At 67.5% G+C, this 20,118-nt stretch carries 30 protein-coding genes and 1 riboswitch; of the genes, 14 read left to right on the top strand and 16 right to left on the bottom strand.

The window, feature by feature from the left end:
• Positions 1-39: 39 nt before the first annotated feature.
• Positions 40-672: an SOS response-associated peptidase family protein gene (locus tag AC07M9_RS12760; RefSeq protein WP_494884128.1), complete on the bottom strand. Its 633-nt coding sequence runs from the start codon at positions 670-672 to the stop codon at positions 40-42.
• A gap of 42 nt (positions 673-714) precedes the next feature.
• Positions 715-840: riboswitch (TPP riboswitch) on the top strand.
• 58 nt (positions 841-898) lie between these two features.
• On the opposite strand from AC07M9_RS12760, the gene thiC reads away from it, so the two are divergent.
• The 9 genes from thiC (at position 899) to AC07M9_RS12715 (ending at position 6,564) form a co-directional block, all read left to right on the top strand.
• Positions 899-2,773: a phosphomethylpyrimidine synthase ThiC gene (gene thiC, locus AC07M9_RS12755; RefSeq protein WP_494884127.1), complete on the top strand. Its 1,875-nt coding sequence runs from the start codon at positions 899-901 to the stop codon at positions 2,771-2,773.
• Positions 2,774-2,961: 188 nt separating this feature from the next.
• Positions 2,962-3,255 carry a hypothetical protein gene (locus tag AC07M9_RS12750; RefSeq protein WP_494884126.1) on the top strand — a complete coding sequence of 98 codons (294 nt, stop codon included), beginning with the start codon at positions 2,962-2,964 and terminating at the stop codon, positions 3,253-3,255.
• Positions 3,252-4,007 (top strand): DUF72 domain-containing protein, encoded by a 756-nt coding sequence (locus tag AC07M9_RS12745; RefSeq protein WP_494884125.1) that lies wholly within the window; start codon positions 3,252-3,254, stop codon positions 4,005-4,007. Before AC07M9_RS12750 ends, AC07M9_RS12745 begins: the two co-directional genes overlap by 4 nt.
• Before the next feature lie 31 nt (positions 4,008-4,038).
• Positions 4,039-4,266 carry an AbrB/MazE/SpoVT family DNA-binding domain-containing protein gene (locus AC07M9_RS12740; RefSeq protein WP_494884124.1) on the top strand — a complete coding sequence of 76 codons (228 nt, stop codon included), beginning with the start codon at positions 4,039-4,041 and terminating at the stop codon, positions 4,264-4,266.
• Positions 4,267-4,278: 12 nt separating this feature from the next.
• On the top strand, positions 4,279-4,674 hold the full coding sequence (locus tag AC07M9_RS12735) for a type II toxin-antitoxin system death-on-curing family toxin (RefSeq protein ID WP_494884123.1): 396 nt from the start codon (positions 4,279-4,281) through the stop codon (positions 4,672-4,674).
• A gap of 57 nt (positions 4,675-4,731) precedes the next feature.
• On the top strand, positions 4,732-5,340 hold the full coding sequence (locus AC07M9_RS12730) for a hypothetical protein (RefSeq protein WP_494884122.1): 609 nt from the start codon (positions 4,732-4,734) through the stop codon (positions 5,338-5,340).
• Between the two features lie 46 nt (positions 5,341-5,386).
• Complete coding sequence (locus tag AC07M9_RS12725; protein WP_494884121.1) at positions 5,387-5,689, top strand: YciI-like protein; 303 nt, start codon at positions 5,387-5,389, stop codon at positions 5,687-5,689.
• Positions 5,686-6,075: a DUF4440 domain-containing protein gene (locus AC07M9_RS12720; protein WP_494884120.1), complete on the top strand. Its 390-nt coding sequence runs from the start codon at positions 5,686-5,688 to the stop codon at positions 6,073-6,075. The genes AC07M9_RS12725 and AC07M9_RS12720 overlap by 4 nt, the downstream gene beginning before the upstream one ends.
• A gap of 174 nt (positions 6,076-6,249) precedes the next feature.
• Positions 6,250-6,564 (top strand): hypothetical protein, encoded by a 315-nt coding sequence (locus tag AC07M9_RS12715; RefSeq protein ID WP_494884119.1) that lies wholly within the window; start codon positions 6,250-6,252, stop codon positions 6,562-6,564.
• Here AC07M9_RS12715 and AC07M9_RS12710 read toward each other — a convergent pair.
• From AC07M9_RS12710 to AC07M9_RS12700, 3 genes are all read right to left on the bottom strand, one after another.
• Positions 6,551-7,222 (bottom strand): pentapeptide repeat-containing protein, encoded by a 672-nt coding sequence (locus AC07M9_RS12710; RefSeq protein ID WP_494884118.1) that lies wholly within the window; start codon positions 7,220-7,222, stop codon positions 6,551-6,553. The genes AC07M9_RS12715 and AC07M9_RS12710 overlap by 14 nt on opposite strands.
• Before the next feature lie 39 nt (positions 7,223-7,261).
• Entirely contained in the window at positions 7,262-7,789 is a 528-nt protein-coding gene (locus AC07M9_RS12705; RefSeq protein ID WP_494884117.1) for a hypothetical protein, read from the bottom strand.
• A 194-nt stretch (positions 7,790-7,983) separates the two neighbouring features.
• Complete coding sequence (locus tag AC07M9_RS12700; RefSeq protein WP_494884116.1) at positions 7,984-8,256, bottom strand: hypothetical protein; 273 nt, start codon at positions 8,254-8,256, stop codon at positions 7,984-7,986.
• Positions 8,257-8,571: 315 nt separating this feature from the next.
• On the opposite strand from AC07M9_RS12700, the gene AC07M9_RS12695 reads away from it, so the two are divergent.
• Positions 8,572-9,012: a COG3650 family protein gene (locus AC07M9_RS12695; RefSeq protein ID WP_494884115.1), complete on the top strand. Its 441-nt coding sequence runs from the start codon at positions 8,572-8,574 to the stop codon at positions 9,010-9,012.
• 6 nt (positions 9,013-9,018) lie between these two features.
• Here AC07M9_RS12695 and AC07M9_RS12690 read toward each other — a convergent pair whose 3' ends face one another.
• From AC07M9_RS12690 to AC07M9_RS12680, 3 genes are all read right to left on the bottom strand, one after another.
• The gene (locus AC07M9_RS12690) at positions 9,019-9,471 is read right to left on the bottom strand and encodes a hypothetical protein (RefSeq protein WP_494884114.1); all 453 of its coding nucleotides are present in this window, start codon (positions 9,469-9,471) and stop codon (positions 9,019-9,021) included.
• Positions 9,472-9,533: 62 nt separating this feature from the next.
• A complete protein-coding gene (locus tag AC07M9_RS12685; RefSeq protein WP_494884113.1) occupies positions 9,534-9,842 on the bottom strand; it encodes an alkylphosphonate utilization protein in 309 nt (102 codons plus the stop codon).
• Positions 9,843-9,925: 83 nt separating this feature from the next.
• Positions 9,926-10,354, bottom strand: a complete 429-nt coding sequence (locus AC07M9_RS12680) for an OsmC family protein (protein ID WP_494884112.1) — start codon at positions 10,352-10,354, stop codon at positions 9,926-9,928.
• A 455-nt stretch (positions 10,355-10,809) separates the two neighbouring features.
• Between AC07M9_RS12680 and AC07M9_RS12675 the strand changes: the two genes are divergently transcribed.
• Positions 10,810-11,145: a hypothetical protein gene (locus AC07M9_RS12675; protein ID WP_494884111.1), complete on the top strand. Its 336-nt coding sequence runs from the start codon at positions 10,810-10,812 to the stop codon at positions 11,143-11,145.
• A 231-nt stretch (positions 11,146-11,376) separates the two neighbouring features.
• A complete protein-coding gene (locus AC07M9_RS12670; RefSeq protein WP_494884110.1) occupies positions 11,377-12,189 on the top strand; it encodes a sugar phosphate isomerase/epimerase family protein in 813 nt (270 codons plus the stop codon).
• 172 nt (positions 12,190-12,361) lie between these two features.
• Here the strand turns inward: AC07M9_RS12670 and AC07M9_RS12665 are convergent, their stop codons facing one another.
• Entirely contained in the window at positions 12,362-13,957 is a 1,596-nt protein-coding gene (locus AC07M9_RS12665) for a GMC family oxidoreductase (RefSeq protein ID WP_494884109.1), read from the bottom strand.
• A gap of 168 nt (positions 13,958-14,125) precedes the next feature.
• Between AC07M9_RS12665 and AC07M9_RS12660 the strand changes: the two genes are divergently transcribed.
• Both AC07M9_RS12660 and AC07M9_RS12655 read left to right on the top strand, forming a co-directional pair.
• Positions 14,126-14,989, top strand: a complete 864-nt coding sequence (locus AC07M9_RS12660) for a TIGR03620 family F420-dependent LLM class oxidoreductase (protein ID WP_494884108.1) — start codon at positions 14,126-14,128, stop codon at positions 14,987-14,989.
• Positions 14,986-15,498, top strand: a complete 513-nt coding sequence (locus AC07M9_RS12655) for an SRPBCC family protein (protein WP_494884107.1) — start codon at positions 14,986-14,988, stop codon at positions 15,496-15,498. Before AC07M9_RS12660 ends, AC07M9_RS12655 begins: the two co-directional genes overlap by 4 nt.
• Positions 15,499-15,808: 310 nt before the next feature.
• On the opposite strand, the gene AC07M9_RS12650 is transcribed toward AC07M9_RS12655, so the two are convergent.
• From AC07M9_RS12650 to AC07M9_RS12615, 8 genes are all read right to left on the bottom strand, one after another.
• Positions 15,809-16,012: a hypothetical protein gene (locus tag AC07M9_RS12650; RefSeq protein WP_494884106.1), complete on the bottom strand. Its 204-nt coding sequence runs from the start codon at positions 16,010-16,012 to the stop codon at positions 15,809-15,811.
• Between the two features lie 58 nt (positions 16,013-16,070).
• Positions 16,071-16,562, bottom strand: coding sequence for a DUF1810 domain-containing protein (locus AC07M9_RS12645; RefSeq protein WP_494884105.1), 492 nt, complete (start codon positions 16,560-16,562; stop codon positions 16,071-16,073).
• A gap of 1 nt (position 16,563) precedes the next feature.
• On the bottom strand, positions 16,564-16,782 hold the full coding sequence (locus AC07M9_RS12640; protein WP_494884104.1) for a hypervirulence associated TUDOR domain-containing protein: 219 nt from the start codon (positions 16,780-16,782) through the stop codon (positions 16,564-16,566).
• A 5-nt stretch (positions 16,783-16,787) separates the two neighbouring features.
• On the bottom strand, positions 16,788-17,003 hold the full coding sequence (locus AC07M9_RS12635) for a hypothetical protein (RefSeq protein WP_494884103.1): 216 nt from the start codon (positions 17,001-17,003) through the stop codon (positions 16,788-16,790).
• Positions 17,004-17,101: 98 nt separating this feature from the next.
• Positions 17,102-17,938: a 2,3,4,5-tetrahydropyridine-2,6-dicarboxylate N-succinyltransferase gene (gene dapD, locus AC07M9_RS12630; RefSeq protein ID WP_494884102.1), complete on the bottom strand. Its 837-nt coding sequence runs from the start codon at positions 17,936-17,938 to the stop codon at positions 17,102-17,104.
• Positions 17,939-18,032: 94 nt separating this feature from the next.
• Complete coding sequence (gene gmk / locus AC07M9_RS12625; protein ID WP_494884101.1) at positions 18,033-18,698, bottom strand: guanylate kinase; 666 nt, start codon at positions 18,696-18,698, stop codon at positions 18,033-18,035.
• Positions 18,699-18,988: 290 nt separating this feature from the next.
• Positions 18,989-19,423 (bottom strand): hypothetical protein, encoded by a 435-nt coding sequence (locus tag AC07M9_RS12620; protein WP_494884100.1) that lies wholly within the window; start codon positions 19,421-19,423, stop codon positions 18,989-18,991.
• Positions 19,424-19,461: 38 nt separating this feature from the next.
• Positions 19,462-19,968 carry an SspB family protein gene (locus AC07M9_RS12615; protein WP_494884099.1) on the bottom strand — a complete coding sequence of 169 codons (507 nt, stop codon included), beginning with the start codon at positions 19,966-19,968 and terminating at the stop codon, positions 19,462-19,464.
• Positions 19,969-20,118: the final 150 nt, after the last annotated feature.

Here is a 20,118-nt window from a genome sequence, read left to right as displayed (position 1 = left end):
GCCTTGCCGGCGGTCCCCAGCCGAGCGAGGGACGACGGCTCACCCCAGGCGCCGCATTTCCATCAGCGAGGACGAGTACGGCACCGCTAGCCCCTTCGCTCGGTCCCACCCGCCGTTTAGCCACAGCGCCCAGGCCGCCGGATCGGGCGGCAGGATCACCGGCATCGTCTCGCGTCCCTCCGCCTTGAGCGCGGCGTTGGCCTCGCAGGCGAGCAGGGCGAAGGAGGGAATCTCGCTGTCTTTCCATACCGCCGCTATCGCGAAGACCGGCTGATCCGCACAGGAGAACCACGACTGGCGGCGCTTGCCATCGGTCGGCGAGGGGCGGCCCCACTCCATGAACATCGTCGCGGGGACGAGGCAGCGGAACTCGCTGTTGCGCAGGTTGCCGATCCAGAACGGGCTGTCGAGGTTGCGCACGCTGAGGATGCCGTGGCGCGGGGCATCGTGGACCGAGGGCGGCGGCGGTACGCCCCAGAGGCGCGGGATCATCCGGCGCGGCGCCCGGCCCTGTGGGCGCGGCCCGGCCATGGCCTCGCGCCCGGCGGTAATGACAGGCGCGAACTGGCCCGGCGCGACGTGACCGCCCGCCCATGGATCGTCGCGCGCCTCGGCCCCGAAAAGGCGGGCCACATCGCGCGCGGCGGCGTCCAGGCGATAGAGCATCGGCATAGATCGCTGCCCCTAGACCGGGGGTCTGCACGCGTCTATCATCGCGGCACCCCGGGGAGCCTAGCAAGGTCCGAATGGACCTTGGGCTGAGAGGTGTGGGTATGCTCCACACGACCCGTCGAACCTGAACCCGTTAATACGGGCGGAGGGAGTGGACGCGGACCGAAGCATATCCAGGGCCCGTAATCCGTCTCTTGTTCCGTCCATGGAAGGAAGAGAGGCATCCATGGCAGATATCAATTCCAAGCTCGAAATCGGCGTCACCACCGGCCCCATTCGCGGATCGAGGAAGATCTACGTCCCCGCCCAGGCCAACCCGCAAGTTCTGGTCGCCATGCGCGAAATATACCTCGAACCCTCGAGCGGCGAGCCACCGGTTCGTGTGTACGACACTTCGGGTCCTTACACCGATGGCAATGCCACGATCGATATTTCCGCCGGCCTCGCTCCCCTGCGCCGCGACTGGCAGCTCGCGCGCGGCGACGTCGAGGAATATGCGCCGCGCGAAGTCAGGCCCGAGGACAACGGCCAGCTTGGCCCCGACCGTTCGGGCGGCGTCCCCCCGTTCCCGACCGCGCTGCGCCGACCGCTGCGCGCCAAGCCAGGCATGAACCTCTCGCAGATGCATTACGCCCGGCGCGGCATCATCACGCCGGAGATGGAATATGTGGCCGAACGCGAAAACCTCGGCCGGGCGCGCCTCAAGGAATACGTGCGTTCGGGCGAGAGCTTCGGCGCCTCGATCCCCGACTACGTGACCGCCGAATTCGTGCGCGACGAAGTGGCGCGCGGGCGGGCGATCATCCCCAGCAACGTCAACCACCCCGAAGCCGAACCGATGGCGATCGGCCGCAACTTCCTGGTCAAGATCAACGCCAACATCGGCAATTCGGCGGTCGCCTCCGACGTGGCGAGCGAGGTCGACAAGATGGTCTGGTCGATCCGCTGGGGCGCCGACACCGTCATGGACCTCTCTACGGGCCGCAACATTCACGACACCCGCGAATGGATCATCCGCAACAGCCCCGTGCCGATCGGCACCGTGCCGATCTACCAAGCACTCGAGAAAGTCGGCGGCATTGCCGAGGACCTGACCTGGGATATCTTCGCCGACACCCTGATCGAACAGGCCGAGCAGGGCGTGGACTACTTCACCATCCACGCCGGCGTGCGCCTGCCCTACGTGCCGCTCGCCGCCAAGCGCATGACCGGGATAGTCAGCCGCGGCGGCTCGATCATGGCCAAGTGGTGCCTTGCCCACCACAAGGAAAGCTTCCTCTACGAGCGCTTCGACGAGATCACCGAGATCATGAAGGCCTACGACGTCGCCTATTCGCTTGGTGACGGCCTGCGCCCCGGCTCGATCTACGACGCCAACGACGAGGCGCAGTTCGCCGAACTCTACACCCTGGGCGAACTCACCAAGCGCGCCTGGGCGCAGGACGTCCAGGTCATGATCGAGGGCCCCGGCCACGTGCCCATGCACAAGATCAAGGAGAACATGGACAAGCAGCTCGAGGCCTGCGGCGAGGCGCCGTTCTACACATTAGGCCCCCTTACCACCGACATAGCGCCGGGTTACGACCACATCACCAGCGGCATAGGCGCCGCCCAGATCGGTTGGTACGGCACTGCGATGCTCTGCTACGTGACCCCCAAGGAGCACCTCGGCCTGCCCGACCGCGACGACGTCAAGGTCGGCGTCGTCACCTACAAGCTGGCCGCCCACGCCGCCGACCTCGCCAAGGGCCACCCGGCGGCGCAGGTCCGCGACGATGCGCTTTCGAAAGCCCGCTTCGAGTTCCGTTGGCGCGACCAGTTCAATCTCAGCCTCGATCCCGACACGGCGGAGAAGTACCACGACCAGACCCTGCCGGCCGAGGGCGCCAAGTCGGCGCACTTCTGCTCGATGTGCGGCCCCAAGTTCTGCTCGATGAAGATCAGCCAGGAAGTGCGCGACTTCGCCGCCAAGCAGAACCAGCCCAGCACGCAGTTCCTTGCCGCCGAGGAGGCGGAAGCGGGGATGCTGGAGATGGCCCAGGTGTTCAAGGACACCGGTAGCGAGCTCTACATGGGGGCAGGAGACCGCGAGCACGATTGAAGCGCACGCCGGCGCGCAGCCTTTCGCGGGCCCGAGGCTTGAACCAACACCGCCGTCGTCCCCCGCGCAGGCGGGGACCCCGCTTCCTTTCTTCTACGCGGCGCGGGAAGAAAAAGCGGGACCGCCGCTTTCGCGGGGGCGACGCGGGGTGTTAGGTTTGGTCAGTAGGCTCTTCGGAGGTTCGATTCATGGCGCGCAGTTCCACCACCGACCTGATGAAGCTGGCCCACGACAGCTACTGGCTCTGGGCCGAATCGATGATGGTCGTGGGCATGCGCACAACCGACATGATGACCGGCCGCGGCAGCGACCGCGAGAACCGGCTGATGGTGTCGGAGAAGCTGCAGGCCGGTGCCGAGCTGGCGACGATGATGGCGACCGGCGGATTGATGACCCCGGAAAAGAGCGCGCAGCGGGCGGTCAGCCACTACCGCAAGCGCGTCACCGCCAACCGTAAACGCCTGTCGAGGAAGACATCGTGAGCGCCAAAGTCCACATCGGCATCGGCGGCTGGAGCTACGAGCCCTGGCAGCAGACCTTCTATCCCAAGGGCCTGCCCCAGGCGCGCCAGCTCGCCTACGTCGGCGAGCACCTGACCGGCACCGAGATCAACGCCACCTTCTACCGCCGCCAAAGCCCCGCCAGCTTCGCCAAGTGGCGCGACGCCGTGCCCGAGCGCTTCCGGTTCGCGCTCAAGGGCTCGCGCTACTGCACCAACCGAAAGGACCTGTCCGAGGCGGGTGAGGGCGTGGAGAACTTCCTCGCGCAGGGCCTCGTCGAGCTGGGCGACAAGCTGGGCCCGATCAACTGGCAGCTCGCCGCCACCAAGAAATTCGAACCCGACGAGATCGGCGCCTTCCTTGCCCTGTTGCCCGCCAGCCACGAGGGTCTGAAACTGCGCCACGCCATCGAGCCGCGCCACGAGAGCTTCGACGATCCCGCCTTCTTCGCCCTCGCCAAGAAAGCGGGCGTGGCCGTGGTCCTCGCCGATTCGCGCAAGTACCCGGCGTTCGAGAAGGCGCTGGACGGCGCTCCGTTCGTCTATGCCCGCCTCCAGAACGCGCAGGCCAAGCTGGAGCAGGGCTACCCCGACGACGAGATCGACCACTGGGCCGGCAGGGTCCGGCAATGGGCAAAGGACGGGAACGAGGTCTTCGCCTTCTTCATCAACGGCGCCAAGGAACGCGCCCCGGCCGCCGCCATGGCCCTCATCGCGAAGCTGGGCGAGGATTGAACATTGGTCGCGCGGGGATTATAACATCCGTATGAACGCGACTCTCAAGATCACCAGGATCGGCAATTCCGCCGGGGTCATCCTCCCCAAGGAGATACTTGCACTGCTTCGCGTCGGGCCTGGCGATACACTGTACCTGACGGAATCGCCCGACGGCGTGCGCCTCACCGCCGGCGATCCGGACTTCGCCGCCAAGATGGAGGCGGCGGAGGCAATCATGCGGGAAGACCGCGACATCCTGCGCGTCCTCGCCAAGTAACGGGCGCGCGGGATGAACGAACGCGCTGAGCCGGTCTGGCTCGAAAGCGCACTGGCGCTCGCCATCCACGACCGGCAACTGGCCGAACACGGCGGCGGCACGGGCATTCGCGATGCCGGCGGCCTGGAAAGCGCGATGGCGCGTCCTCACAATAAGTGGGCGTGCGGCGAGGAAGACCACTGCGTGCTGGCGGCCGCCTATGCCTATGGCATCGCGCGCAATCATCCCTTCAGCGACGGTAATAAGCGCACGGCATGGGTGCTCGCGCGGCTGTTCCTGAAACTCAACGGCTCGGCCGTCGCTTACGCGCCCAAGGAGGCGATCGATATGGTGCTCGCCCTTGCTGCCGGTACTCTATCGGAAGACGAACTGGCGGACTGGTTCCGGGACCATTTGCAGGAGGACTGAACGTCCTCGCAGGCGAGCGGGATGGAACCTGCCGCCGGGCATGCCGTTTCCCATCCCATGAGACAGATCGCTGCGTTCACCGCTCCCGCCCTCATGGCCCTTGCGCTCGCCGCCTGCTCGGGCACGGCGCCTTCCGATGGCGGCTCGACCGCCGCCGTGGAGGAAACCACCGCCGCTTCCGCGTTGGAGGCCGCGCCGAGCGACGCTGCGCCCGTCGCCTCCGCCGCGCCCTCGGCCGAAGTGCTCGGACTTGAGGGTCTGGGCGCCCTGCGCATTGGCCAACCGGTGCCCAAAGGCGGTTCCTGGGCCGAGCGCGGCGCCCAGACCGGCGACGCCTGCCGTACGGTCACCTCGCCGGACTATCCCGGGGTCTACGCCATCGTCGAGAAAGGCGCGGTTCGCCGCATCACTCTCGGCAAGAATTCCAGGGTCAAGCTGGCCGAGGGCATCGGCGTCGGTGCCAGCGAGGCCGAGGTGAAGAAATGGTTCGCCGGCTTCCGCGAGGAGCCGCACAAGTACCAGGACGCCCCCGCCAAGTACCTCACCGCCCCCAACGCAAGGCCCGGCGAATCGGCGCTGCGCTTCGAGATCGACGCGGACGGCAAGGTCGGCCTCATCCATGTTGGAGAAATGCCGACGCTGGCTTACGTCGAAGGCTGCCTCTGAACCTAACGGACTTTCCTACTCGCCCGCATCGCGGCAAGATGCGGGCATGGACCACTACCTTCTCACTTACCACCTCGCGCCCGATTACCTGGAGCGCCGTCCCGTCCACCGCCCCGCGCACCTGGCGCTCGCCTGGGATGCGGCAGCGCGCGGCGAACTCCTGCTCGGCGGCGCGGTCGAGGATCCCGTGGACGCAGCATTGCTGCTGTTCGCAGGGAATGGACCTGACGCGGCCGAGGCCTTTGCGCGCGCCGATCCCTATGTGACCAATGGCCTCGTCGAGCGCTGGAGCGTGCGGCGCTGGAACACCGTCGTCGGCGCCGCCGCGGCCAATCCGGTCCGGCCGTGAGCGCGTCCGCCGAACTTGCCATCCGCGCCCGGCGCGCGGAATTCAACCGCGCCATCGCCGAAGGCGACGCCGGCGCCATCGGATCGCTACTGGCGCGGGACTGCGTGATGGTGACCGGCACCGACAGCGCGGTGATCGCCGGCCGCATGGCGCAAGTGAAGGTCTGGCGGCGGGAGTTCGGTCACCCGCAGCGGCTCGTCTATCTGCGCACCACCGACAGCATCGCGGCGTCCGCGGTCGAGCCCATCGCCATGGAGCAGGGGCGATGGCAGGGCACGGCGGCAGGGGCCGACACGGCGGAGGCCTCGGGCACGTACTTCGCCAAGTGGCGCGATGTCGCGGGCGCGTGGCTGATCGAGGCGGAAGTCTTCGTCACGCTCGCGTGAGGCTCCCGTTTACGTAAAGCTCTTGGGCGGCGCCCCGCGATCGGCTATGGGGCGCCAGCAACCCGGCGCGGGGTCGCGCCGTGGGGCTCTCTTCCCGAGGATTCCCGAGAACGGCCGGTGCCTGCGCACCGCGTGCAATTCCTGCGCGCGGGCAGGGCGCAGGAGCATTTGTCGATGAAGTCCGAGTCAACTGCCACCGACATGTTCTCCGACGCTTCCGGCATTCTCGACGATGCCGGGAAGCTGTGGGTCGAAGCCAATTCGGTGATCGCCCTGCGCACTGCACGCATCGGCCAGGGCGACGCCGGGGCAGGCGACGAGATGGTTCGCATGGTCACCGAAAAGGTCTGGGCTGGCTGGGAGCTGGGCCTTGCGCTGGCGAGCGGCAAGCTCGGCCACGATCCGAGCACCGTCTGCAGCCGCACGCTCCAGCACTACCGCCGCGCCGTGCAGGCCAACATCGAGCGCCTTTCCGCTAACGAACGTTGATCCCGAGTTCTCCCAGCAGCTGACCGGCCTGCGCGGCCGATATCGTCGCGCCGCGCAGCACGCGGGCATCCGCCAGCCTAAGCCCGCCGAGGTCCGCCCCGCGCAGGTCCGCGCCGTCGAAGCGCGCGCCCTCCACGTTGGCCTCGCGCAGGCTGCAATCGGTGAAGCTCGCCTGCCGGAAGTCGCACTTGGCGAGGTCCGCCTGCGAGAAGTCGATCCGCTCCAGCCGCGCCTTGCGGAACGAGTGGCCGACGAGCCGCGCCCCCACCAGCAGCGTCTCGTCGAACACAAGGTCGACCGCGCGGGCCTCGCACAGATCCGCGCCGGTGAGCTTGCCACGGCTGAACCGCGCGTTGTCCAGCGTGGCGCGCCGGAACACCGCATTGTTGAAGTCGCAGGACAGGAACCGCGCCGCCGTCAGGTCGCTCTCCACGAAGTCGGCGAAGGCGCCGCGGCAGGTGTTCCAGGTCGTGTCCTCCAGCCTCGCGCGGCTGAAGTCGGTACGGCGCAGGGCGCAGCGCTCGAAAGTCCAGTTCGACAGGTCGAGGCCCGACAGATCGGCGCCCTCGAGGTCGCAGTCGATCAGGTGGCGCGGGGCCGGGAGCAGGCGCTGAATATCTTCGCGAGCCAGCGCGGCGTTGGCAATGGGGTCGTGCATGGCCGGGGTGGTAGACGTGGCCGGTCGTCGCGGCCAGCGCTAGTGTCCGTTCTGGGCGGCGATGACATCCTGCGCGGCCTCGGCAGCGCTCCTGGCCGCGTCGGCGGCGGCGTCGCCCTGGCGCGAGGCGGGCCGCTCCCGCTCCATCTGCGCGGAAGGGCCGGATTCGTCGGCGTAGCCGTCGAACGCGCGGTAGCCCCGCCGAGGACGGTCGTCGTGGTCCCAGCGGCCGTCTTCGTATCGCCGCGCATCTTCGTCGTCATAGTCGCGATGATCGTAGCCATAGGGCGGCGGGGCCGCTTCCTCGCCTCCCAGGCCGTGCCCGAACGGCCAGGCAGGAGAATCGAGCAGCGAAACGCCCTCGTCCAGCCACGAAGGGGCAGGCGCACGCGCGGCGTAGGGCGCGTTGTCGTCGGCGGCCGGCAGTTCGGCCGTTCGGACCGGCTGGACGGCCACGACCGCTTCACGGTCGCGATAAGGGCGCATCACGCCCGTCGTCATGCCTGCGAACGCCGCACCGGCAAGACCGCCCGCGACAAGCAGCAGGACAAGCTTCCCTGCAGCCATTTCATCTCCGATATCTGACCACCCCGGCGCGGTGCGATAGGCCGGGGCGGCTGTCGGCCCGCTGAACGCAGGCACGGCACGCAAAAAGGGCGCCGTCCCGCACGAGGGGGACGGCGCCCTGTTCGGCGCTGCTTCACCCGGGCATCGGGAGAGAGGAGAGTGCCCGGACGCGCGGCGGCGAGGTCAGTGACCGATTACTGCGCGAGGTTCAGCTTGGCAGCTTCGGTGGTCGTGAACGAGACGTAGCGGCTGTTGTAGGTGCCCGAAACGCGGTCGCCCTTCACGTAGAGGCGGAACGGCACGCCGGAGGAAGTGGCGCCGTCGATCACGGTGACCTTGCCCTTCTGCTGCGTGGTGTAGGCGTAGTTCACGCCTTCGTGCGAGAATTCGCGGGCATCTTCGGCCTGGGCGACGGCCGGAACGGCGAGAAGCGAAAGGGCGGCGGTGGCGAAAACGGTCTTGAACATGGACAAAATCCCTAACTTGGTGAGGCCGGAAAATCGCCTCGTTCATCTGTGGTCTTGTTGCGTTGCAGCAAAACGCCATGTCGTCCTGGGGCGCAATTCCAATTGGGGAACCCGGTGTTGCGAAATCTGCAACAGTCGCGGTTTTTGCCCGTTTTTTGGGCAGCGGGAGAGAACGCCGTGTCCAAAAAAATCCATTCGGGTCGGAGAACGGGCGTCTCGGCGGGGAGAATCGGGAAAATCTTCGTTAACATGCCGGTAGTGATTCGGCCGGTCCGCGGGCTTGTTCGGGTTGCTTCAACTGGAGTAGACGGGGGAATGATCCGCTCGAAACCGTTCCGCTTTGCGATGCCCCTGATCCTGCTCGCTGCTGCAGCATGTCATTCGACGACCGAGCAGATGCCGGGCGACGCCGCAGACCATCACCCATGGAACGGCATCGGCGCGCAGGAGACGGTCCATTTCCTGGGTACGGAGCCGTTCTGGGGCGGCAAGGTCGGCGCCGACCGTCTCACGTACACCACGCCCGAGAACGCCGAGGGCGAAACCGTGGCAGCCACCCGTTTCGCCGGGCGCGGCGGGGTTTCTTACAGCGGCGCCCTGAAGGCAGACGCCGTGACCCTGGCGATCACGCCCGCCGAATGCTCGGACGGCATGTCCGATGCGCGTTATCCCTTCGTCGCCACGCTCCAGATCGGCTCCGAAACCCGTAGCGGCTGCGCGTGGACCGAACGGCGCCCCCGCACCAGGGGCAAGTAGGCGCGCCTAGGAAACCGGGGTCGAACGCGCGTCACTTTCCGTTTCGGCCTGCTGCACCGCCGCGGCGACGTCCTGGGCTGCCGCAGCCTGCTCGTCGGCGGAGGCATCGATGGATGGAGCGGTTTCGGCGGCGGGGTCGTAGCTGACGGCGACCGAGCCGGGATCATACCCCAGGCCGTCATCGTCGTAGGCATAGGGTGCCAGTGGGACAGGCTCGGCGCTCTCCCCGGGGGCGAACGCATCCAGCCACGATGTCGTGGCGAGCGGGGGCGAGAGATCCTGGGGGGCTGGTTCGACGTAGTAGTCCTGCCCATCCATCGTGGGCGGCGCGGCATAGGTATCGCGCCAGTCGGGGGCCGAGGACGATTTCATGTCGGCGGGGATCACGGCGCCCGCCAGCGTTCCCAGGCTGACGGCGCCAAACAGGGCAGCGGCGATCACGGTTCCAGTTGCACGCACGGCGGTTGCTCCGACTGCCCCTCCGCATGCCTGAACACTCCAGCCGTGGCGGCGTTCCCTTCTCAGCGCTTGCGGACGAATTCCGCGCGCAGGACGAGGCCCTTGATGCCGGGGAACTTGCAGTCGATCTCCTGCGGATCGCCGGTGAGGCGGATCGATTTGATCACGGTGCCCTGCTTGAGCGTCTGCCCCGCGCCCTTCACGTCGAGATCCTTGATGAGGGTCACCTGATCTCCGTCGGCTAGGAGGTTGCCCACCGCGTCGCGCACCTCGATGCTGTCGGCGGCGGCGCGGCGCCGGGCGAGTTCGGCGGCGGGCAGCCATTCGCCGCTCTCTTCGTCGTAGACGTAGTCTTCGTCGTCACCGGCCATGGTGGAATCCTCAAAGCAAAAACGGGCGCGGCGAGGGTCGCCGCGCCCATTTGCCTTGGCCGATGCGGCCGATGAAAGCCAGCTTAGCCGGCGAGCGACTTTTCGAGCGTGATCTCGCACTTCAGAAGCTTGGAGATCGGGCAGCCGGCCTTGGCCTCGTCGGCGATGCGGGCGAAGTCCTCGGGCGTGATGCCGGGGATCGAGGCGGTCAGCGTGAGCGCGGACTTTGTTACCGAGAAGCCGTCGCCGTCCTTGTCGAGCGTGACCGTGCACTGGGTGTCGAGCGTGCCCTCGGCATAGCCGGCGGCGGACAGTGCGAAGCTCGTCGCCATCGTGAAGCACGAGGCGTGGGCGGCGGCGATCAGTTCCTCGGGATTGGTGCCGGGCTTGCCTTCGAAGCGGGTGCCGAAGCCATAGGGCTGGTCGCTGAGCACGCCGGACTTCGTGTTGATCGAGCCCTTGCCGTCCTTGCCGAGACCTTCATAGCGGGCGGAGGCGGTGTTGGTGGTCATATTCGGGGCCTTTCTGAATAGGGAATCGCGTGCCGGTCCATCCAACGCGGCCCTCGCGGCAGGGTTCCGATACGACGCCGCAGACCGTTTGCGGGAGACGATTCGGGCCGATTTTCGCCCATCGCCCGCATTTGCGCCTGCAGCATCCGCATAAATCGTCCGGTCCTGCTCCGGCAGCATGACGGGTGCGCATGACGATCGTCTGACGCCGGGCGCAGGCCGCTCGGCCCGCCTTGTCGGCGCTCTTTTGGGGAACGGCGTTTCCAAAACCGCTCCCGATGCTCATCCCGAATGGCCGGACCAGCCGGTACGGCGATCGTTTTGCAGTGCGGAAACCGCAGAAACCCTAAGGTTCCTGAGGATTGTTCGCTTCCGGGAAACCAATGCCGATGATACGAATTGCTTTACCAGATGGCGGGCCCATGTCGGCACCGTCACGGGAGAGGGTGTTTGTCATGAAGCGATTCCTGACAGCATTGCAGGCGGGCCTGGTCCTGTCGGCAATGGCGGTTTCCAGTGCAGGCCACGCTGCCGATACGCATGTCGAAAAGAGCGCCATGACAGGCGCCTACTACATGCGCGACACGCTTGTTCCCCGGACGGACGATCTTGGCCTTATCCAGCGCAAGCCGGCGCTCTACCTTGCCAGTTTCAACGACGGCATGGCGACGGTGGCCTATTCCCTGGAAAACGGCCGGATCGTCTACCGGGTGGTCGAGGGTGAAGTCGGCGAGAACGCCCGTGCCGAAATCGACCGCGCTGTCGCGCGGCTGCAGAAGAAGCTGGCCTGACACGGGGCAAAGCCGGACAGGCGAAGAACAGAACATCGCAGGGAGAATGGCGCGAAGGACCGGCTGGGTCTTTCGCGAGGAGCCAAGGAAGGGGAGAAGCGCAAGGCGCGGCGGAGCCACCACCGCCGCGCCTTCGTTTTTTGCGCGTTGCCGCCGAGGCCCCGCGAATTGCCCGTGTCGGTCCGTGAGCAAGCCTGTATACCGCGTCCAAACGGGAGAGGAATCGCATCCATGGGTCATCCGATCGGGCTCGAACTGCTGACTGTGCTCGGGCTTGGGCCGGTCGAGCATGTGACGCTGGCCGCCGACCTTGGCTGCAAGGCGGTTTCGATGGGGCTGGGACAGCTTCCGGAGCGGTTCAACCCGCACGGCTACCCCGCATGGTCACTGCGCGAGGATGCCGCTCTGCGGCGTGATCTCAAGGCGGCTCTGGCGGACCGGGGCGTGTCGATCTCGATCGCCGAAGGGCTCGGTGTCTCGGCGGACCTCGATGCGGCGGACCGTGCCGCCGACATGGACCTCTTCGCCGAACTCGGCGCGCTGCGCGTGAACGCGGTGGACATGGGCGCCGAACGGGGCCGCGCCCTCGACCAGCTCGCCGTGCTGGCGGGCATGGCGGAGGAACGCGGCATGGAGTTCTCGATCGAATTCTGCCCGATCTTCACCATCCGCTCGCTGCCCGAGGCGCTGGAAGCCGTCCGTCACATCGGCGAGGGCAAGGCGACGGTGCTGATCGATTCGATGCACTTCTTCCGCTCGGGCGGGACGGTGCGGCAGATTGCCGAACTCGACCCGGCGCTGATCGGCCATGTCCAGCTGAGCGATGCCCCGCGCAAGGCGGCGGGCGACTACATGACCGAGGCGATGTCCGGCCGCATGATACCCGGGCAGGGCGAGCTGCCGATGCGCGAATTCGTCGAGGCGCTGCCGAGGGGGCAGGTGCTCGGCCTCGAGGTGCCGCTGATGGCGGCGGCGCAGAGCGGGCGGGCCGCGCGGGACTACGTCGGCGAGATCGTCAAGCGGACGCGGGAACTGCTGGTTTAGGCAAGGCTTGGGGGCATCGCCAGGCCCCGAAGATCCCGCTCCATCCTTATCCGTCGCCCCCGCGAAGGCGGGGGCCCCGCTTCCTTGCGGTGGATTGAGCGGTCGAAGGAACAAGCGGGGTCCCCGCCTACGCGGGGACGACGGGAGTTTGGACGCTATGATTGCTTCCGACTCAGTGGCCTACCGCCTTCCCCGCCGCCAGCACCATCTCGGCACCCTTCTCGGCGATCATCATGGTCGGCGCATTGGTGTTGCCCGAGGTGATCGCCGGCATCACCGAAGCGTCGATGACGCGCAACGCTCCCACGCCGATGACGCGAAGTTCCGCGTCGACCACCGAGCCCATCGCCGCCGTGCCGACGGGGTGGAAGATGGTCGTGCCGATCTCGGCGGCGGCGCGCTGGAGGTCCTCCTCGCTCTGGAAGGCGATGCCGGGGCGTACTTCCTCGGGGTGGTACTTGGCGAGCGCCGGCTCGGCGACGATGCCGCGGGTGATACGGATGGCCTCGGCGGCGACGCGGCGGTCTTCCTCGGCGGAGAGGTAGTTGGGGCGGATCGCGGGCGGCATGGCGGGGTCGGCGGTGGTGATGCGACTGGTGCCCCGGCTCTCGGGCCGCAAATTGCAGACGCTGGCGGTGAAGGCGGGGAAGGGATCCAGCGCCCCGCCGAAAGCCGCGAGGCTCAAGGGCTGGACATGGTATTCCAAGTTGGCGGTGGCGTAGCGGGGGTGGCTGCGGGTGAAGACGCCCAGCTGGCTCGGCGCCATGGCCATCGGCCCGGTGCGGCGCAGCGCGTATTCCATACCGATCAGCGCCTTGCCGAAGAGGTTCGCCGCCCGCGCGTTGAGCGTCGCCACGCCCGAGACGCGCCAGGCGCAGCGCAATTGCAGGTGGTCCTGCAGGTTGCCGCCGACTTCGGGGCGGTCGAGCACGGGCGCGATGCCGAGGCCTGACAGCCGCGCCGCGCTGCCGATGCCGCTGCGCTCGAGGATCGCGGGGGAGCCGATGGCGCCCGCCGACAGGATCACTTCGCCGCCCGCCCGGGCCTCGCGCTTCACGCCGCCAATGGAGTAGGCCACGCCCACCGCGCGGCCCTCCTCGACGATCACCCGGTCGACCAGAGCGCCGGTCTCGACCTTGAGGTTGGCGCGGCTGCGCACGGGCTTCAGGAAGGCGTCGGACGCGCTCCACCGCCAGCCCTTGCGCTGGGTGACCTGGAAGAAGCCCGCGCCCTCGTTGTCGCCGGTGTTGAAGTCGTGGGAGTGCGGGATGCCGTGTTCTCCGCAGGCGTCGCGGAAGGCCTCGAGAATGTCCCAGCGCAGGCGCTGGCGCTCGACCCGGATCTCGCCGCCGCCGCCGTGGAATGCGCTGGCGCCCTCGTAGTGGTCCTCGGCGCGGGTGAAGTAGCGCAGCACCTCGTCCCAGCCCCAGCCGGCATTGCCCGCCTGCCGCCAGCCGTCGTAGTCGGCGGCCTGCCCGCGCATGTAGATCATGCCGTTGATCGACGAGGATCCCCCCAGCACCCGCCCGCGGGGATATTTCAGCGCCCGGCCGCCGAGCCCTTCCTCGGCGTCGGTGGACATGCACCAGTCGGTGCGCGGGTTGCCGATGCAGTAGAGGTAGCCCACCGGCACGCGGATCCAGATGTAGTCGTCCTTGCCGCCCGCCTCGAGCAGCAGGACGCGGCTGCGCGGATCGGCGCTGAGGCGGTTGGCGAGCACGCAGCCGGCGCTGCCTCCGCCGACGATGATGTAGTCGAAGTCTCCCATTCCAAAGGGCTAGGCCGCGCGCCCGGCGCGATCAACTGGACGTTTGGCAGGCGGCGCGCCGGACCGCGTTGGTCGCTGGGGCGATGCCGGGGAGGCCGCGCCGAAAGACCTTGATGGGGCGGGGCGGTGATCGCAGGATCGGCGGCAACAGGGATCGAGGAGAGAGCCATGACCGTGCCCGCCATCGGAAAAGTCGGCCTGTGGTCGCTGGAACTGCGCTTCGGCGACAAGGCCCGGTCGAGCGCGGCGGCAGAGGAACTCGATGCGCTGGGATACGGCGCGCTGTGGATTCCCGGCGGGATCGACGACGGCGCCCCGCCCGAGGTCGAGCGGCTGCTCGGCGCCACATCGCGCATCACCATCGCCACCGGCATCCTCAACATCTGGAAGCACGATCCCGCCGAGCTCGCGGCCTGGTTCGCCAGCCTGCCCGAGGACTGGAAGGCGCGCACGCTGCTGGGCCTGGGCATCAGCCACGGTCCGCTCATCGGCGAGAAGTGGGGCAAGCCGCTCGAAGTGACCTCCGCCTTCCTCGATGGCCTGTTCGCGAACGATATGCCGCGGGACAACCTGTGCCTCGCGGCGCTGGGGCCAAAGATGGTCGCGCTCTCGGGTGAGCGGACCTCGGGCGCGCATCCCTATCTGGTCACACCCGAACACACCGCGCAGGCCCGCGCGATCCTTGGCGCGGGGCCGCTCCTGGCGCCGGAGCAGGGCGTGATTCTCGAGGCTGACGCCACCAGGGCTCGCGAACTGGCGCTCGGAGCGCTGGAGCACTACGCCCGCCTGCCCAACTACCGGAACAACTGGCTGCGTCTCGGCTTCAGCGAAGCCGAAATCGACGCCTGCGACGACCGCCTGCTCGACGCGCTGTTCGCCATCGGCAGCGTGGAGAAGGTGGCCGAGCGGGTGCAGGCGCATCTCGAGGCCGGAGCCGACCACGTCTGCCTGCAGGTGATCGCCGGGCCGCAGGGCGGCGGTTTCGACACGCTGTTGCCACACTGGCGCGATCTGGCCCAGGCCCTGCTGTGAGCGGGGAGCCATCGGCCTATGTGCTGTCCGGCTGCGACGACGTTCCAGGACGGCTGCGGGGTACGTGCATAGGCCACCGGGTCGAAATCGCGGCGCCGCCCGAACTGGTGTGGGACTTCATAGCCGATTTCGAAGGCTGGCAGGGCTGGAACCCGCTCTACATCGAAAGCCGGGGCCGGGCCGAACCGGGCGCTGCGGTGCGCTTCAAGGTCAAGCTGGAAGGCATGAAGCCGCAGGCCGGCACAGCGCGAATTCTCGTGGTGGAGACGAACGAGCGCCTCGAATACGCGATGTCGGGGCTTGGCGGGCTTTTGAAGACCCATCGATTCGTCGAGATCGAGGAACTGTCGCCCACCGCCTGCGCCGTCACCAACGGCGAGATCATGGGCGGCGCGCTGGGCCGGATCGTCTCGCGGGCGCTGGGCGAGAAAGTCGGCAGGGGTCTGGAGGCCATGAACGAGGCGCTGCGCCGCATGGCGGAGCGCAAGTGGCAGGGCCGGGCAGGCTGATCGCGGCCGAAAGCGCGGGAATGTCGCGATTTCTTACATGCTTTTAAGCGGACGAAACAGGCCGGGTTTTCGTGGTTTTCGAGCGCGTTAAGAACTTGGCAATGGTTTGTGGCTAGTTCCTGTCGGCACAGGAGATGGCGACTTTGTCGTCAGATTTGACAGGAGCCGTAGGCAGCGGGATCGGGCCATTCGCCGGGGGGCGAAAGGTACGCAACCGGGTGGGATCGCAGCCGCAAGGGTGCGTTCGGCAACCGCCACGCAAACGGCTCCTGCCAATTTCCTTCCCTGTATTCCCAAACCTTTGAACGGATCAGCTGCCCAGCGCGTGCTGCTCCGCCGTGACGGCCTGACCGCGCGGGGCCTGTTCGTAGAGCGCCCGGGATATCCAGATGGTGGACAACGCCAGGACGGCAAGAATCAGGCTGGCAAGCAGGACATAACGCACGATGTGAGGCGTGCTTCCGCCTCGCGCTTCGTCATCGTGGAGATGAACTTCGTCTCCGACACGTTCCATAACGGCTCTCCCGTCGGCCGGGCGGCGGTCTCGGTGGCCGCACTTTATCCGGGCCGTCTCATACAATGCCAAGGCGCGGAAAAAAGTTCCCGGCCCGGCGAGGCAGGGATTGGGTCTGCGCAGGGCCCAGCAGTTGCAGCGTGCGTTCGTCGCGGCGACCCTGGCAGAAGCCGTCGAGGGCGTGGCTGAACCGTTCTGCCTCGCCGCCGTGCTCCATGGCTGCAAGTTCGAACAGGGTCATCGAACTGCAGAACTTGAGCGCGTCGATCGATCCCAGAATCGCGACGGCGCTGCGCCTGCCGGCCCAGCCGAGCATCAGCTGCGTGCATTCCGCCAGTCTCGGCCCGAGTACCGGATGCGCGAGGTAGCGCCGCGCTTCGCCAAGACCGTCGAGAGCGTAAGCCCGCGCGAGGGGGCTGGTGCCGAGGCCGGCAAGCTGCGGGAAGATGAACCACATCCAGTGGCTCCGCTTGTCGCCGCGCACGAGCTCGGCGCGGACCTGCGGGAAGACCTCGTCCTGCGCCGTAGTGAAACGGGAAAGTTCGGCCATGTCAGGCCCGCTCGAGCTCGGAGGCGCGCTTGAGCACCCGCGATCCGTCGTCCTGCTCGATCAGGTAGGCGGGGTTGTCCGGCGTGCCGTTGCGGACGATGCGCTTGCCCTTGAGCGTACGGCTGACGCGGCGTTCGAAGCGCTCTGCGATCCGGCCGACGGCGGAGCCCTCGCCCCAGTGCCAGCGCACCCTGGCGCCCTTGCCTAAAGTGCCTGGCATCGCCGTCAGTTCTTCTGGCCGGCCTGTTCGGAAACCGCGTTTTCGGTGTCGGTGTGACCACCGGTCTCGGGCGTGGTGAGCGCGCCGGTCATCCAGACCGCGGAGAGCCCGACGATGACCAGCACGAGGCTGATGAGCAGCACATAACGAACCACGCCCGGCGTCTCGCCGCTGCGGGCTTCTTCCTTGTCGAGATGGACTTCCTGGCCTTGCGTTTCCATGGCGTGTCTCCGGTTTCGCGGGCCTTGGACAGACCCTTTGCACCAGACAACACGCCAGGACGGGTAGCGTTCCGCCGCCCGCCCCGCGTGGGACAGCGTCAGTCGCGCAGGAGTTCGTTGATGCCGGTCTTCGAACGGGTCTGCGCGTCGACGGTCTTGACGATCACCGCGCAGTAGAGCGAGGGGCCGGGGGTGCCGTCGGGCAGCGGCTTGCCGGGCAGCGCACCGGGGACGACGACGGCGTAGGGCGGCACGCGGCCGATGTGGACTTCGCCGGTCGCACGGTCGACGATCTTGGTCGAGGCACCGATGAACACGCCCATCGACAGCACCGCGCCTTCACCCACGATCACGCCTTCGGCCACTTCCGAACGCGCGCCGATGAAGGCGCCGTCCTCGATGATGACCGGGCCGGCCTGGAGCGGCTCGAGCACGCCGCCGATGCCGGCGCCGCCCGAAATGTGGACGTTCTTGCCGATCTGGGCGCAGGAGCCGACGGTCGCCCAGGTATCGACCATGGTGCCTTCGCCGATGTGCGCGCCCAGGTTCACGAAGCTGGGCATCAGCACCACGCCCTTGGCGATGTAGGCGCTGCGGCGCACGCAGGCGCCGGGCACCACGCGCGCACCCGCGGCCTTGAAGCGCGCTTCGTCCCAGCCGGCGAACTTGAGCGGAACCTTGTCGAAGGCGGGCGCACCCGCGGCGCCGTAGTCGATCACGGCGTTGTCGGAGAGGCGGAAGCTGAGCAGCACCGCCTTCTTGAGCCACTGGTTGACCTTCCAACCGCCCTGGCCGTCCGGCTCGGCGACGCGGGCCTGACCCGAATCGAGCAGTTCGAGCGCCTCATCGACGATCTTGCGCACATCGTCGCTGGCGGGAGTGACGGTGTCGCGCGCGTCGAAGGCGGCTTCGATCTGGGCTGCGAGGTCGGACATGGGCTTGGTCTCCGAAAGGCTGAAACTGTCGCGGCGCGGCCTAGAGCGAGAAGCTGGCCGGGGCAAGGGTGCGTGGGTCGCCGGACGGGCGCGGTCAGTCTCCCGGCTGCATCAGTTCGCGCACGAAACCGATCAGCCCCGTCTGGCGGGCGCGGCGAAGGCGTTCGGCGGCGAGGATCTTCTTCACCTGCTCGAAGCAGCTTTCGATGTCGTCGTTGACCACCACGTAGTCGTAACCATCCCAGTGGCTGATTTCCGAGCGCGCGCGCTCCATGCGGCCGTGGATGACCTCGGCGCTGTCGGTGCCCCGGCCGGTGAGGCGGCGGCGCAGTTCCTCGATGCTGGGGGGGAGAAGGAACACGCGCACGACGTCGCGTTCGAGCTTCTGGTAGAGTTGCTGGGTGCCCTGCCAGTCGATGTCGAACAGGTAGTCCTGACCATCCTTGAGGCCGGCCTTAACCTGCGCCTTGGGGGTGGCGTAGCTGTACCCGAAGACCGTCGCCCATTCGAGGAAGTCGCCGTCCTCGGCCATGCGGTCGAACTGCTGCTGGGTGACGAAGTGGTAGTCCTTGCCGTCGACCTCGCCGGGGCGGGGCGGGCGCGTGGTGCAGGAGACCGAGTTGCAGATGTGCGGATCGTGCTCCAGCAACATGCGCGAGATGGTCGTCTTCCCCGCGCCCGACGGCGAGGACATGATGAACATCAGGCCGCGCCGGGCCAGCGTGCCGGTCGATTCCGGGGAGGGGTCGATCTGTACCATGGTTCCCGATGCCGAGGGATCGCGCGCAAATCAAGGTGGAGTGGGCCCGGTGCGGGGGAAATCGGGCTGAACAAGGCCATCGAGCCGCGGACGTTCTGAACCGCCACTTACCATCCGTCGTCCCCGCGAAGGCGGGGCCCCCGCTTGTTTTCTTTGTCGCAAGGAAGCGGGGCCCCCGCCTATGCGGGGGCGACGGAGTTAGTGGAGGACAGGATGTTGCTGATCGGGCCGTTGGCAGGCCTGCACCTTCGGCGATCCTGTGTCGTTTCAGGGGAGAAACGGTGTCCGCCTTACTCCGCCGCGCCCTCCACGGCCTGCTCGTGCAGCTCCGCGGCGCCTTCGGCGCGCGCCTGCCGGCTGCGGCTGCGGTCGTAGAGGGTCTTGGCGACGAGCGCGCCGCCGACCACGATGGCCCCCGGGATCGAGCCGAGCGCGACGCGGGCAAGGGCGCCGTGCAGCAGGGTCTCGCTGATGGTGCGGCCCTTAAGGATCGACTTCGCCTTCTTCGGCGAATAGCTGGCGCCCAGCACACCGCGCTCCACCGCGCGGCGGGCGAGGGTGGTACCCGTGCGCAGGACGATGTCGGCAATGACGAGGTTGGTGGCGGGGTTCGGGCTTGGCCCGTGCAGTTCGCCGCCGTTGTCGGCCAGTTTTTTGAGGCCGGCGGGCGCGATCTTGACGGCGCTCGCGGCCTTTTTCGCCTGCTGTTTGAATCTGGTCGCCATCGCCTAGCCCTATCAGCTGCGGGCGAGAGGCCGCCCGATCACTTCTTCTTGCCGAAATCCACCGAGACGACGTTCGAGCCGTCCTCGCTAGGCGTAATGCGCGAGGCGAGATCGCGTTCCGATTCGTCGTTGCCGGCGGAAGCGGAGAGGTCGTCCTCCGCGTCGTCGTCGGCCATGGCCTGGAACTGCAGGCCGAAATCGACGGCGGGATCGACGAAGGCGGTGATCGCCGAGAACGGGATGTCGAGCTTGGTCGGCATCTGGTTGAAGCTGAGGCTCACCGTGAAGCCCTGTTCGCCGACGGCCAGGTCCCAGAACTTGTTCTGGAGCACGATGGTCATCTCGTCCGGGAAGCGCGCGCGCAGGTCTGCGGGAATGCCCACGCCGGGCGCGCCGGTCTTGAAGGTGATGTAGAAGTGGTGGCTACCCGGAAGCACGCCGCCACCGGCTTCGACCTGACCCAGCACGCGGCCGACGACGGCGCGCAGGGCCTCCTGCACGATTTCATCGTAGGGGATCATGCTGTCTGGCGGGGTATCGTTCATCGCGCCCTACGTGCTCATGCTTCTTCGCGTGGTCAACCCGTTACCTTCGTGAAAAATGCCTACTCGCTCCTTTATCCAAGGAAAAGCGCTAAGGAGGGGTGCGTAACATTGGGCCGCGGCCGACCTGCTCGACGATTGATTCTGTCCGCC

This window comes from Novosphingobium sp. GW821-FHT09E05 (genome assembly GCF_059416165.1).
Note: the sequence above shows the minus strand (reverse complement) of the source record. Positions and strands in the feature narration are given on the sequence as shown.